Consider the following 13,226-nt stretch of genomic DNA (forward strand, 5'->3'; position numbering starts at 1 on the left):
TACAATATGCAAAAGAGGGCGCATCGGTACGAAAGAAAGTAGGTGTTCATTCCATGATATTCTTAATTATAGTTGTAGTGATGGGGATAATCGGCATACAAAGCCACTTAAGAAAAATTACGAAACAGAATGACAGGATGATTGAACTTCTTGAAAGCCTCAATCGGCGCAGATCTATACTTTCGTGTTAGCTAGTTTCTCTTCAAGCTTCCTTTTCACGTCAGGCCATTCTGATTCTAAAATGCTGAAATAAACGGTATCCCTTACATAGCCTGTGTAGGTGAGACGGCTCTTTCGAAGAACGCCTTCCCTGACCCCGCCGATCCGCTCGATAGCAGCCTGTGATCGTCTGTTACGACCGTCTGTTTTCAGTTGAACCCGGATCGTTTCCAACTCTTCAAAACAATGCCGTAAAAGCAGGTATTTGCATTCTGTATTCACAGGTGAACGCCAAACGGATGGGGTCAGCCAAGTCCAACCGATTTCAAGATGCCGGTCCTTTTCCGAAATATTAAGAAAACGGGTACTTCCGACAAGCTTCTGCTGCTGTTGGTCATAAATGACAAACGGGAATTCAACACCTTTATCTCTTGCTTTAAAGGCTTGGTGTAAGAAGGTTTTCATATCCTCTAAAGAGTTAATGGCCATCGGCATGTAATCCCATATTTCTTCATACTGTGCCGCTTCATACAATTCCTTTATATCGTTCACTTCCATTGGACGCATTGTTACATGGTTTCCTGTTAATGTTACTGGCTTGATCCACATTGTGTCATCGGCTCCTTCTTTTCTGACTGTTGACTATATTCCATTCCAGAAAAGAAAAATCCTTTCATAAAATGTTTTTTGATATATGTAAAATCCGCTCCCTTTCCGCGGGCAAAGAAAAGCGGAAGCGACCCGCATAGTCACGCAGGTCACTGGAAGACTGAAGAAGAGGCTCGAACCAAACAAAGATTTGGTTCTGGGTGGGTAAACGCCTTCGACATAAATCAATGTGTCGACCCCCGCAGGAAGTTTGAAGTGATCCAAGTGACTGGTCGCTGAGCTGGACATTACTCCTCTGCACCCAAACTTTTTTACAGGCTTAGCTTAATTCCGCAAGCCTCATCATTCGCTATATAGATATGAATAAAGCTGATCGCTATTCAAGAAAAGGGCAGTTATCTGGAATAAGAGGTTCCTATATTTAATCCACATAAGGGAGGTTGTGGAGTAAAGCATTGCTCAAATCACGGAATTTTGAAATAATTGGTATTGAGTTAAAGGCTGGATTGTTGTAGAAGAAATATTGGATAACCTCTAGCTTTACTTCTTCTGAATACACTCTATTCATCCCCATAAGAAAAACACCACCTAAAAACGTATTATCTAAATACGACTATAGGGGTGCTTTTTCCTCTGTCTCATTTAACTAGGTCTCTCCAAATTTGAGCTCTTTTTCTTGTGAAATCCTATGTGAAACTGTCTGTGAAAAATGAGTGATTTGCCTTGTGATTTTGGCTGCGAATTTCGTTTTTGTACTTCAAAAGAGAACCCGTTACTCTGATTCGAGCCCATCCTATCATTTCATGATTGATTTGATTTCTGACCAGACCTTTTTCATTTCAGCATGCATCTGGTCATGGTTCACATTGAAATGTTCCATCATTTCTTCACGTGAATGCCCTTGTTTTTTGTATTGGATGACTGCTTTCAGATCATTATCGCTCAATTTCGCCACTACTACCGCTTTGACAAGGTGATGTAACCGTACATCTTCCTTCAAGTAGCTTTTTAATTCTGAAACATCTTTATTAGAATATTCCCCGAGATAGCTGAGAATTTCGTCTTTATGCTGTTCGAATTTCTTTTTGTGAGCTTTCCACTTTGCTCTTTGTTCAGCTACTTTTTCTGGACTGACACCGAAATGTTCAGCCGTCTGTTCCCATGACTTCGATCTTTTATAGTAAGTAAGGACTTCCTCAATCCGTTTTTCAGAATGCCTGGCGATGTGTGCTGCTTGGAAAACATCTTCTTTGGAATGTCCTTTTTTCAATAGGGAGTGGATTTCCCTCTTGTCAAATTTATGATGGATCGCTGGCCTATGACTGATATGTTCTTTATGACCTTCCACTTCTCTGGCTTCGTCTGCCATGATAGATTCGTTCATATTTGTAGTAGCAGCCTCTGTATATTGCGGTAAAAGCATTCCTATGACAGCTAGTCCTAAAGCGGCCGCCCAAAAACTCTTTTTCTTCATTACTGTACACTCCTTCTAAATATGATTTTTTTAAAGTATTTACTACTATTAAAAAAGCATTCAGATTTTGGGAGGCTTTACACAATTTAAAGGGAAAAAAAGAGCTGACATCTATCAGTCAGCACTGATGAATCCTCATCGAAACGGAACAAAAGGATAGCCAATATATTGGATTTTCAAGGTCCCGTCCTCATAGCTTATCGGTCCTATGTTCCCCACAATCGTAATCGGATTCGGGTTCGAATTTGAACGATGGTCGTTGAAAAGCGGGTTTTGTAAGATAATGATCAACAGCAGGTAAAGCAACAATAAGATAAGCAGAATACGGTCTATCACATAAATTCCCCCAGGCAATTTTCTAAATTCAGTATATGTCCTGAGGGTTCCACTGTTTCTAATAAATCAGTTTTACAGGCAAAAATGGTAGTCGAGAGCGTCCATCGTCTGAATACTCTTATAATTATTCAAAAATTTATGGTAAAGTAAATAGTAGAGAGAGGGAGAGGGCGGAGAACGATGCTGCAGACAGAATTCAAATTTAAGGATAAAAGTATATTGGAAGCCATTATCGATAATGCCTTCGAATGGGTTGTGGTGGTTGATACAGAGGGCATCGTACGATTCATGAATAAGAATTATTGTGATTTCCTCGAGGTCGATTCTAAAAAAGTCATTGGAACGCATGTGACTGAAGTAATCGAGAACACCAGAATGCATATTGTAGTCAAGACGGGAAAGGCGGAAATAGCTGGCCTTCAATATATCAAAGGGAATTATATGATCGCTAACAGAATTCCGATATTTCATGAAGATGAAGTGGTAGCGGCACTTGGAACGGTCATATTCCGGGACACTGAACAGTGGAAGAAGATGAACAGTCATGTAAAAAGCTTGTTTTCCGAACTGGAATTTTACCGTAAAGAGTGGACCGCGAATAATGGAGCAAAATATTCCTTGAACGATCTAGTCGGTGTATCGGCTTCAATCAAAGAGTCGAAAAATCGGGTGAAGAAGATTTCCAGTGGTGACATTTCTGTTCTGATCCGTGGAGAAAGCGGAACGGGGAAAGAGCTTTTTGCCCATAGCATCCACCAGCTGAGCGAACGCAGTATGGCTCCGTTCGTAAAAGTGAATTGTGCAGCCATACCAGACAACCTCCTGGAATCTGAGTTATTCGGGTATGTGGAAGGAGCATTTACTGGAGCTAAAAAAGGTGGTAAAGTTGGGAAATTCATTTTAGCTAATGAAGGTACGCTGTTTTTGGATGAAATCGGTGATATGCCCTTAAGAATGCAGGCTAAGCTGTTGCGTGTGTTACAGGAAAAAGAAATCGAGCCGATCGGGGCGAATGAAACGGAGAAGGTCAATGTACGTGTCATCGCAGCCACGAATCGCCCCCTTGAAAAGATGGTCCAGGAAAAGTTGTTTCGGGAAGATCTTTTTTATCGGATTAATGGCTTCCAGCTCCAAATTCCATCTTTACGCGAGAGGAAAGAAGATATCAAGCCGTTGGTGGAACATTTCCTGGAAAAGGTGACCAGACGGACCGGCAAGCGGATCAAAAGCATTGATGAAGAGGTCAACCAAGTATTGTTCCATCACAATTGGCCCGGAAACATACGAGAGCTGGAGAATGTGATAGAAGCAGCTGTGCACTTGGCTTATGGCGAGACGATCAATAAAGATTCCCTTCCAGAGTATTTAAAAGAAAATGACAGGCTCAGTATTGGAAGTAAATCGTTGAAAGAGTTGGTTGAACAGACTGAGATCAATGCAATCAAAGAGGCCCTTCAGCAAAATGATGGGGATAAGCTTGCAGCAGCAAGAACGCTTGGTATCGGAAAATCAAGTTTCTATGAAAAAATGAAAAAATATGAGCTTATTTAATCGCATTCCAGAATTCCGGAATCCTTCCGGGTTTCTGGAATTTTTAGTGTTAGAAGGGATTAAGCCTGATTTAGATTCTGTATCTTCCGACTTTTCGGAAAAGGATATAAGGGTATTGTTTTGCAATCCGGCTATTCCAGGGTTTTTGAGAGTTGGCATGGAACTTGCATTTAATTGTTGTCGGGTTGGAAAACGCTTTCAAATATAAAATGTAAAAATGAAAGCGATACCAATAAATTGATGAGTTAAGGGAGGATATAGGATGTTAAGCATGATCGGCTTGATCGGTGGTCTTATTTTATTGATTATCTTGACGATGAGAGGGATGAACCTTCTTGTGGTGGCCCCGCTTTGTGCATTGTTTGTCGCTGTCTTAAGCGGTCTTCCGCTTTTTCCACAGCTTGCTGGAGAAGGAGGAGCCAATCTGGTAGGAGATTATATGGCTGGATTCTCAGGCTTTGTCGCGGCATGGTTTTTAATGTTCTTACTCGGAGCAATTTTCGGGAAGGTGATGGAGGACAGCGGTGCTGCTGATAGTGTTTCAAAATGGATCGTTGAAAAGCTCGGCATGAAGCAGGCTGTGCTAGCTATTGTTATCGCCTGTGCAGTTTTGACGTATGGAGGTGTAAGCTTGTTCGTAGTTGCCTTCTCAGTCTATCCGATGGCACTAAGTCTGTTTAAGCAAGCGGATCTTCCACGTCGATTCATTCCGGCTGCCCTTGCGTTCGGGTCGGTAACGTTTACGATGACTTCAGCCGGTTCACCGGAAATCCAAAACTGGATTCCGATCGAATACTTAGGCACATCTCCGTATGCGGGTTGGGAAGTCAGTGCAATCGTTGCAGTCTTCATGATGGTATTCGGGTATTGGTGGCTGAAGAAGATGATTGGAAAAGCAGTTTCGAAAGGAGAACGGTTCGAAGCTCGTGAGGACGATCCGAAAGTAGCGGAAAAGGAACTTCCACATCCAGTCGCGGGGCTTATCCCATTAGTAGTCGTTTTAATCATATCATTCATTTTCCATGATTCCTTACAGCAATCCGCATTGATTGTAGCCTTGTTAGGCGGTGTCATTTCGGCCTATTTCTTGAACAGGAAGTATTTCACCGATTTTTGGGAGGCTGTATCAGCCGGTACGTTGGGAGCCTTGATTGCGATTGGTAACACGGCTGCAGTTGTTGGGTTCGGTGGCGTTGCAAAAGCTGTTCCGGCGTTTGACACGGCGGTCAGTGCGATGACGAGCATTCCGGGAAGCCCATTGATTGGCGGAGCAATCGCGGTCAGTGTAATTGCTGGTATGACCGGATCAGCGTCAGGTGGACAAGCGATCGCCTTGCCGATTCTGGCACCGCACTACATGGACATGGGAGTAAACGCAGAAGCCTTACACCGTACAGTAGCAATTTCTTCTGGGGCGCTTGATTCATTGCCGCATAACGGATATGTCGTTACCACTGTCCGGGCGATTTGCGGAGAATCCCATAGTGCAGCGTATGGAGCCGTCGGTGCTTTGACTGTCATCGTGCCGTTAATTGGATTGGCGCTTGCGGTAATTCTATTCTCATTTGGAGTCGGCATTTAATATAAAAAGGAGGAGCATTCTTGGTTAGCGATAAAGTTGTCTATATCACAGGAGCAGCAAGTGGGATCGGCTATGAACTCGCCTTATCATTTGCTGAACAAGGAGCAAAGGTCGCTCTTGCGGACTTGAATGAAGACGGTGTGAAGGAAGCTGCTCAAAAATTGAACAAAGAAGGACATCAAGCGATTGGTTTACGTTGTGATGTAACAGTTGAAGAAGAGGTGAAGAAGTCGATCGATCAGACTGTCAATCAATTTGGGAGTTTGGACATCTTGATCAATAATGCAGGCTTGCAGTATATCTCATCTGTAGAGGATTTTCCGACTGAGAAGTTCGAGTTGCTGACCCGAGTCATGCTTGTCGCACCATTCATTGCAACCAAGCATGCATTGCCCATCATGAAAAGGCAAAAGTACGGTCGGATCCTCAATATGTCCTCAATAAACGGACTGGTAGGGTTTGCTGGCAAAGCAGCTTACAACAGTGCAAAACATGGTGTGATCGGTTTGACGAAAGTAACGGCTTTAGAGGCCGCAGAACATGGTGTGACGGTGAATGCGATCTGTCCAGGTTACATTGATACTCCCCTCGTTCAGAATCAATTGGAGGATCTTGCGAATAACCGCGGTGTGACGAAAGAAAAAGTGATGGAGGATGTTATTTATCCGCTTGTCCCTCAAAAACGGTTGTTATCAGTAAAAGAAGTTGCGGACTACACATTGTTCCTTGCTAGTGAAAAAGCAAAAGGAATTACAGGTCAGGCAGTCGTTATTGATGGTGGATATACAGCACAATAAGCTTTTGTTAAGGACACTTCATTTATGAAGTGTTCTTTTTTGGCGTTATGAGACCGTGAAAACAAGAAAAAGACAAAATGACGTACTCAAAGAGTGGATTTTAACACGCAAGAATCGTGTAGAAACAAAACCTCCATTAAGTGATTGACATATTTTGCTCCATGTAAGGTAAAATCAAGGTGTATCATTCATTTGATTGTTTTAGGGGTTGGTTGTGATTCATTGGACATTGTTTTATAGAAAGCTTATTGCAGGTGTAGGCACGATTATTGTTGCCACTCTTTGTCTCACCTTGGTCTTTTTCATCATGAGTGCAGGCGATCCGTCATCGTTATTATTCTCAATAGGTGTTATCGCATATGTTTCTGCGGGAATCGTTTTTTACGGCTTTCCCGTTTCTGTACTGGCAGAAGTGCTTTTACCTGATAACATTAGCCATAGATGGAGTTATGCGTTATTGATACATATCGGATTTGTCCTCATCCCTTTAATCATTTGGAAAATGATCGAGCCGGGTTATGAAACCCTTTCTTATCTGATCATAATTACACCTGTCGCGTTTTTGTATTGGTTGTTAGATAAAGCGCTCATCCGGTGGAAACCTGGCTTTAAAATGAAAGAAACAAAGCTTTCGAGAATTTTGTATGGAATTCCTTGTGGTTTTGTGCTGCTATTTTCTTTGATATGGGCGAACGAAGCTTTAAACGATGCCTTAATCCCGCTTGCCCGTTATGAGATCCCAGAAGGACACAGCGGATGGGTCTATGTTTTTTATGAAATGGAGGATGAACCAAAATTAGAGGAAGACGGCAATTATCGTGTCATCAATCTAAACAAGGAAGGCTTTACAAAAACTTCAACGGTGTATAAGGGATCCGCAATCAGTGAAAATGAATATTTTTATGTAGATGAAAAGGGTGAAAAAACGAAAATCCCGGAAAGTCAGATCCCTTTTGGATCAGTAAGTGGGTTTTCGGAATTTTACGGAGCTAAAGAAGTCCATTATGAGGCGATTGAAATGTTTTTCATCGGTACAAAGGAAGAATATGAGAAAAGTGAAGAGCCGAATTATTCAAAGTTCATACCAAAACCGGATCCGGATCGGGAGAAATATCGTTTTATTTTGCCTGAAGGATTTACAGGATGGGTGAAGATTGAAAAGGATCCTGATGTACAAATAACAGAACGCACATTTGAGGTGGATCAAGAAGGGATTGTATTTGTTCGGTATGACATTTCCTCTATCGAACCGGCCTATGATCAGTTTTATTACCAGGATGGGGAAGATCTTATGCAGATTGAAGAGGATCATGTTTCTGAACTCTATCAATTTCCGGATTTGAAGGTTTTTTATATAGGGCCGCAAGAGGATTTTGAACCGTTCAAGTACGAGGAATATATCAGCAAGCAATAAACTGTAAAAGGGGAAATCATAAAAAAACTGATAGTGACCATCATTGCAAGTTTCGTCATCGTAGTGGTTTTGCTTTATGGTACATGGGAATTGGTCAATGCGCGAAGCTTCCAATTATTCGGCGGATTGGTGGACAAGGTTGACACAGAGGAAAAGGTTGTTGCGCTGACATTTGATGATGGGCCAACAGAAAAGGCGGATGAAATTTTAAAGATACTCGAGGAAAAAGGTGTACGAGCAACCTTCTTTTTGAATGGAGATAGCATCGAACAATACCCTGGAGAAACAAAAGCAATCATAGAGGCAGGACATGAGATCGGAAACCACACATACTCGCATCCGCGAATGGTTTTTAAATCCTATTCCACGGTGAAGGAGGAAGTCGATCGGACGGATGAATTGATCAGGGAGGCGGGTTATGAAGAAGAGGTGCATTTCAGGCCGCCATTCGGTAAAAAATTGGTGCTATTGCCATATTATCTGAATCAACAGGAAAAGACGACGATCATGTGGAATATCGAACCAGAGTCATACCCTGAAATAGCGGGAGACTCAGAGAAGATCATTGGGCATGTAAATGAGCAACTTACACCTGGATCCATCATCCTGCTGCATGTCATGTATGATAACGATGAAAGGGATTCACTCGAGGCTGTACCAGGCCTGATAGACTCCCTTCAAAGTCAAGGGTACAAATTCAAAACTGTGACTGAGCTGTTGGAGTATGAATAGATGAAGAGAGAGGACTGGCCGTGTCGGGCCCGCCCTCTCTCTTCATTCGATGATCATATCATTTTGCAAATCTAAAATCCGGGCCATCACTCGCTGGATCTCTTCGCGTTGTTGTGGTGTGGCGCTATTCGAAACCTTTTGAAGATCCAGGTATGCTTCCTCAAGCTGTTGCTGTGCGCCAGAGTAGATAGCAGCTTCAACCTGGGGCTCTTGCCGATTATATAATTCATTTTGTTTAGATGCGTACTCGATCACTTGCTCTGCGCGATTAAGAAAGGTCCTTAAAGATTCATGTTCTGTCATTTTGGGGTTCCTCCTCTAAAAAGTTTACATATAGTGTGTTATAGCAAGCTGAATAATATGTGTACGGGTTCTGGACATTCGCATAATTTTTTAGACTTCCATATTTGTCCCTATCATCGACGTTTTTGAAAACATAATGTATTAGTGACTAGATAATAAGGAGGCTGAAAACATGAGCGATGGAAAAATTAGAAAAGGCGGTAAAGGTTTTACTTTAATCGTTGTTTTATTTATCCTACTGATTATTGTAGGAGCTTCTTATGGCGGCGGCTATGGATATGGCGGTGGCTATGGAGGCGACTGTGGCTGTGATGGATATGGATATGGCGGCGGCTACGGCTGGTAATTTGTAATACAAAACAGATGGATGGCTTTGCCGCCATCTGTTTAGTTGTATTTTCATATTTACTAAAACTCAAGGGTTGACCGAAGCGGTCGCCCTTTTCATCTTGATCACCGAAAAGTATAATATAACTATTTCCAAGGAAGATGGGGGGCATATTCATGGAATTACATAAGATTGAACTTGTCGCTGATTGGTTGAGGAATGCTGAGCGTACGGTAATTCTCACTGGAGCTGGTATGTCAACGGAAAGCGGTATACCGGATTTCCGGTCTCGAGAAGGCTGGTGGAAGAAAATCGACCCGATGACAGTTTCTACAGTAGACGCAATTGAAAACGAATATGAGTTGTTCCATGGTTTTTACAGTTTAAGATTGACCGATTTGAAAACCTGTCATCCTCATAAAGGACATAAGCTATTAGCTGAATGGGAGGAAAAAGGGTTTATAAGTGGAATCATTACGCAGAATGTGGACGGATTTCATCAGGAAGCAAAACGGTCCATGAACTTCACGGTTCTTTACGGTCGATCTTCTGCTCAACTTGTGGACATTCTTCTGATGAGGATGCTTTTTTGAATCAGGAATCTTGTTCAGAGTGTCAAGGGCATTTGCGGCCTGACATTGTCCTATTCGGTGAAATGCTACCGCAAGATGAATGGGGAAAAGCAATCCAATTGATTGAGGAATCAGACCTATTGATGGTCATCGGTTCAAGTCTTCAAGTTTTCCCTGCGAACGAACTGCCTTTTTTGACGGATGGAAAAAAGGTGATCATCAATAATGAGGCAACACTCTTACATGATCAATTTGAAATGCAGCTCGAAGGAAAAGCAGGGGACATTCTCGAAGCTATCAATAAGAAAATGAAAGGTGGGGAACTTTCATGATGGGGCTTAAAATACCTAAGGAAGAGCGTGATCAACTGGTCCGGAGCATACAGGGATATTTCATCGATGAACGTGGAGAAGAAATCGGAAACCTTGCGGCTGGACTCATGCTGGACTTTATTTTGAAAGAAGTCGGGCCTTATTTGTATAACCAGGGGGTACGTGATGCGAAAAAACTGTTTCAAGAGAAAATGTTGAATGTTGAAGAGGATATGGACGCCCTCCAGCGCCCAATTGAATTACATAAACGGTATTAATCGAGAAAATGAAGTGGGTAAATACCTCCATTATCCAACTTATTTTCATATGGAATGATGAAGTTCAAGAGGCCGACCACTTTTATGGTGCGGTCTTTTTCAATATAGGTCTCTGCTGTCATGAAGAACAACCATCCTGTGTGGATGAAGGAACCGGATTCCTTTACTTGATCAATGTTTGTCCGGACAAATCCTGCTGAATTTGTTTTTGAAGAAAACGTAGTGCATTTCTTAAAATCACATGTCAGGATGCTGTTGTCTGCTAGCCATTGCGTATAATCCTCGGCTGTAGGACACGTAATAAATAATATAGCGAAAACTCCTGTAATCGCAATCAATGTGGCTTTTAACTTGTCATTCATCATATCCCCCGTAAAGGCAAAGACTTTTTGGTTCATTATACCTCCAGTTCTAAAATATATAAAATGGCTTTCAGGATTGTTGACATCCTATCCATACCCATCTATAATTGCAGGAAATTTCATAAAGCATAGGGAAGCTTGGATGAGTGAGTCAGCTTTTAAATTAATATCAACCCATCCAACGAAGAGGATAGGCAACGGAAAGAAGAAAGGGTCATCGGTACATTCCATTAAGAGGGAATCCATCTTTAAGGAGGAATTTTAGTGCGAAAGAAGAATTCTGAAACACCAAGACCAAACCATGACCAAGAAGTGATTCGCGCCATGACTGATAAAGAAATTGAAGCTTTTCACAGAAAAACGTATGAAAAATATAGTCGATATGCGAAACGAAAACATAGAGTCCGTAGAAAATAGAGGTAAAAGTAATGAAGGACGAGATGCCGCATTTAGTGTTTGTTTATGGAACACTCCGTAAGAATGAATGCAATGCTCATATGCTAGGCAATGCGAAATGTATTTCAAGTGATGCTTGGGTCCACGGGACACTTTTTGATACTGGATTCGGATATCCAGCAATAACATTAGTGGATTCCGGTAAGGTTTACGGAGAGATTTATCAGGTGAAAGCTGAGGATCTCCCGAAACTAGATGAACTTGAGGGTTATAAAGGAACTGATACTGACAACTTGTATGAACGTAAAAATTGCTTAGTCATGACCGAAGGGGGACCAGTCGAAGTGATCATTTACACTGTCGACCATAATCCAGATTTATGTAAAAAAGTGATAGGGAGTGGCGATTGGCCTAAACGATAGACTAGATGACCATCCGAAATCGGGTGGTTTTTCATTTGGACAAAATTTTTAATATACTGGACGAAATGTAGGCGTTCTGGATACAAAGGTGTAATCATTTTGAGTTGATTGCGTACACATCAATTAGGCGATCCCATTTTACAATTTGTGTCTCTTTCCGCATGCCAATTCTAGTTGCCACAGCTACAGATGGCGTATTTTCTGGAGCTATCAGTGAAACGAGCTGAGGATACTTGCATTTTTCCAAACCGTATTTAAGGCAAGCATATGCTGCTTCAGTCGCGTAGCCTTTTCCCCAATGGTCCCTTACAAACAAATAACCGATTTCCATCAGGACCTCACCATTGATTTTCTGTGGGACAATGCCGCATTGACCGACAAATTCACCAGTTTCAATCAATTCGACTGCCCATAAACCAACGTTGTAGGCATTGTAGTTATCATGGTTCCATGCAATCCATTCTTTTGCATCCTGTTCTGATTTTGTAGAAGGATAATATTTCATCGCCACTGGATCGCAAAAGATTTTCATTAAATCCGAGAGATCACTTTTCCGGAGAGGACGTAATACCAACCGTTCAGTCCGTAGTTCAAACATATTTAATTCCCCCCTTTAACATAAAATAGCGCAATACTTAGTTTTTTGTCAGCTCCAAATACAATATACAGCAGTGCCTTCAGCAGTGCCAGGCACCGAATGAAACCTCAAAAGCCCCAGGGCTTCTCCCAAAAGGTGCCTGGCACCGTCAAGCTCGTAAGGTGAGGAAGGAAAGGAACCAGACAGCGTGGTTTTGTTCATCTTCTGAAGCACGGCGGAAGATATCTTTGATATAAGGTGAGCGGGCGTTATCAGCTATGTCGAGGTAGAAATTAGCGGTCTCTTGTTCGTCGACAAAGGCTGCACGGGTCCCTTTCCTGTATTTATCCGGACATTCTTCAAAGATTTTCGGTTTCGGTTGCTGCCTAGTCAAGCTAGCATAAATTTGCGAGAACGTATGGAAGTGATTGATTTCGTCTTGCCTGATTTCCATGATCTGTTCCTTTTCTATCTTAATTGGTGCGTTCCTTGCTAAATTTTCATAACATTCGATGGTGCTGTATTCGCTATCGATCGCTTTGCGAATTCCTTCTATGAGATCCATCGATTCCATTGGTTTCCTATACCTTTGCATTTGGGCAAACACCTCCGGGAATTATCTTAGGTATCATATGCCCATGAACCAGCTATTGTGATATTCCATAATTCCACATAAAAATCACTCATGTTCATTTCATTTTTCCCATAAGTTAGATTATGCAAAAGTACTGGCTGGGAGGGAACACATTGAAAAGTGAAGAAGAGCGCTTACGTGACATTCAAGCTATGGCATTTCATGTGATGGACGATATTCACTTGAACAAAACACCAAGGAATGAAAAAGATCTGAAGACCGCAGTGGATCACTTATCTAGAGCAGTGGGAATGTTTGCAGATCCAAGTAAATGTGTCTCACTGGATTATGTCGAGGAAAAAGTAAGCAAAGCTTATCAACTTATCGTAAAGAAAAAACGTGTCCAGAAAACGTTTAAAGTGAATTGAATTATAGTTGGATGAGAGGGC

Annotated in this window: 17 protein-coding genes and 2 pseudogenes; 11 read left to right on the forward strand and 8 right to left on the reverse strand. The window is 41.9% G+C overall.

Annotated elements, in window-relative coordinates; translation table 11 throughout:
• Positions 1-174: 174 nt before the first annotated feature.
• The 4 genes from ACJROX_RS05090 to ACJROX_RS05105 form a co-directional block, all read right to left on the reverse strand.
• Positions 175-768 carry a GNAT family N-acetyltransferase gene (locus ACJROX_RS05090; protein WP_408009680.1) on the reverse strand — a complete coding sequence of 198 codons (594 nt, stop codon included), beginning with the start codon at positions 766-768 and terminating at the stop codon, positions 175-177.
• 421 nt (positions 769-1,189) lie between these two features.
• Complete coding sequence (locus ACJROX_RS05095) at positions 1,190-1,342, reverse strand: hypothetical protein (protein ID WP_408009681.1); 153 nt, start codon at positions 1,340-1,342, stop codon at positions 1,190-1,192.
• 222 nt (positions 1,343-1,564) lie between these two features.
• Complete coding sequence (locus ACJROX_RS05100; RefSeq protein ID WP_408009682.1) at positions 1,565-2,242, reverse strand: hypothetical protein; 678 nt, start codon at positions 2,240-2,242, stop codon at positions 1,565-1,567.
• 135 nt (positions 2,243-2,377) lie between these two features.
• On the reverse strand, positions 2,378-2,578 hold the full coding sequence (locus ACJROX_RS05105; protein WP_408009683.1) for a hypothetical protein: 201 nt from the start codon (positions 2,576-2,578) through the stop codon (positions 2,378-2,380).
• A gap of 180 nt (positions 2,579-2,758) precedes the next feature.
• Between ACJROX_RS05105 and ACJROX_RS05110 the strand changes: the two genes are divergently transcribed.
• From ACJROX_RS05110 to ACJROX_RS05130, 5 genes are all read left to right on the forward strand, one after another.
• On the forward strand, positions 2,759-4,129 hold the full coding sequence (locus ACJROX_RS05110; protein WP_408009684.1) for a sigma-54 interaction domain-containing protein: 1,371 nt from the start codon (positions 2,759-2,761) through the stop codon (positions 4,127-4,129).
• A gap of 262 nt (positions 4,130-4,391) precedes the next feature.
• Positions 4,392-5,711, forward strand: coding sequence for a GntP family permease (locus ACJROX_RS05115; RefSeq protein WP_408009685.1), 1,320 nt, complete (start codon positions 4,392-4,394; stop codon positions 5,709-5,711).
• Positions 5,712-5,731: 20 nt separating this feature from the next.
• Complete coding sequence (locus ACJROX_RS05120; protein ID WP_408009686.1) at positions 5,732-6,508, forward strand: 3-hydroxybutyrate dehydrogenase; 777 nt, start codon at positions 5,732-5,734, stop codon at positions 6,506-6,508.
• A 214-nt stretch (positions 6,509-6,722) separates the two neighbouring features.
• Positions 6,723-7,922: a DUF6843 domain-containing protein gene (locus ACJROX_RS05125; protein ID WP_408009688.1), complete on the forward strand. Its 1,200-nt coding sequence runs from the start codon at positions 6,723-6,725 to the stop codon at positions 7,920-7,922.
• Between the two features lie 18 nt (positions 7,923-7,940).
• The gene (locus tag ACJROX_RS05130; RefSeq protein ID WP_408011580.1) at positions 7,941-8,654 is read left to right on the forward strand and encodes a polysaccharide deacetylase family protein; all 714 of its coding nucleotides are present in this window, start codon (positions 7,941-7,943) and stop codon (positions 8,652-8,654) included.
• Positions 8,655-8,696: 42 nt separating this feature from the next.
• Here the strand turns inward: ACJROX_RS05130 and ACJROX_RS05135 are convergent, their stop codons facing one another.
• On the reverse strand, positions 8,697-8,957 hold the full coding sequence (locus tag ACJROX_RS05135) for a DUF2524 family protein (protein ID WP_408009689.1): 261 nt from the start codon (positions 8,955-8,957) through the stop codon (positions 8,697-8,699).
• 187 nt (positions 8,958-9,144) lie between these two features.
• Here ACJROX_RS05135 and ACJROX_RS05140 point away from each other — a divergent pair.
• The 3 genes and pseudogenes from ACJROX_RS05140 to ACJROX_RS05150 all read left to right on the forward strand — a co-directional run.
• Positions 9,145-9,231 (forward strand): annotated as a pseudogene (locus tag ACJROX_RS05140) (YjcZ family sporulation protein); the annotation flags it as partial.
• A gap of 308 nt (positions 9,232-9,539) precedes the next feature.
• Positions 9,540-10,189, forward strand: a pseudogene (locus ACJROX_RS05145) (SIR2 family NAD-dependent protein deacylase).
• On the forward strand, positions 10,186-10,446 hold the full coding sequence (locus ACJROX_RS05150) for a DUF2164 domain-containing protein (protein WP_408009690.1): 261 nt from the start codon (positions 10,186-10,188) through the stop codon (positions 10,444-10,446). Before ACJROX_RS05145 ends, ACJROX_RS05150 begins: the two are co-directional and overlap by 4 nt.
• Here ACJROX_RS05150 and ACJROX_RS05155 read toward each other — a convergent pair.
• The gene (locus ACJROX_RS05155) at positions 10,443-10,844 is read right to left on the reverse strand and encodes a hypothetical protein (protein WP_408009691.1); all 402 of its coding nucleotides are present in this window, start codon (positions 10,842-10,844) and stop codon (positions 10,443-10,445) included. The two genes, ACJROX_RS05150 and ACJROX_RS05155, sit on opposite strands and share 4 nt — an antisense overlap.
• Before the next feature lie 228 nt (positions 10,845-11,072).
• Between ACJROX_RS05155 and ACJROX_RS05160 the strand changes: the two genes are divergently transcribed.
• A complete protein-coding gene (locus tag ACJROX_RS05160; RefSeq protein WP_408009692.1) occupies positions 11,073-11,225 on the forward strand; it encodes a hypothetical protein in 153 nt (50 codons plus the stop codon).
• An 11-nt stretch (positions 11,226-11,236) separates the two neighbouring features.
• A complete protein-coding gene (locus ACJROX_RS05165; RefSeq protein ID WP_408009693.1) occupies positions 11,237-11,626 on the forward strand; it encodes a gamma-glutamylcyclotransferase in 390 nt (129 codons plus the stop codon).
• A gap of 94 nt (positions 11,627-11,720) precedes the next feature.
• On the opposite strand, the gene ACJROX_RS05170 is transcribed toward ACJROX_RS05165, so the two are convergent.
• Both ACJROX_RS05170 and ACJROX_RS05175 read right to left on the reverse strand, forming a co-directional pair.
• Positions 11,721-12,224: a GNAT family N-acetyltransferase gene (locus ACJROX_RS05170; RefSeq protein ID WP_408009694.1), complete on the reverse strand. Its 504-nt coding sequence runs from the start codon at positions 12,222-12,224 to the stop codon at positions 11,721-11,723.
• Between the two features lie 148 nt (positions 12,225-12,372).
• Complete coding sequence (locus ACJROX_RS05175) at positions 12,373-12,798, reverse strand: ferritin-like domain-containing protein (protein ID WP_408009695.1); 426 nt, start codon at positions 12,796-12,798, stop codon at positions 12,373-12,375.
• A gap of 152 nt (positions 12,799-12,950) precedes the next feature.
• On the opposite strand from ACJROX_RS05175, the gene ACJROX_RS05180 reads away from it, so the two are divergent.
• A complete protein-coding gene (locus ACJROX_RS05180) occupies positions 12,951-13,205 on the forward strand; it encodes a hypothetical protein (RefSeq protein ID WP_408009696.1) in 255 nt (84 codons plus the stop codon).
• Positions 13,206-13,226 lie beyond the last annotated feature (21 nt).

The sequence above is a fragment of the Pseudalkalibacillus sp. A8 genome (assembly GCF_045920555.1).
In the GTDB taxonomy this organism is placed as follows: domain Bacteria; phylum Bacillota; class Bacilli; order Bacillales; family Fictibacillaceae; genus Pseudalkalibacillus.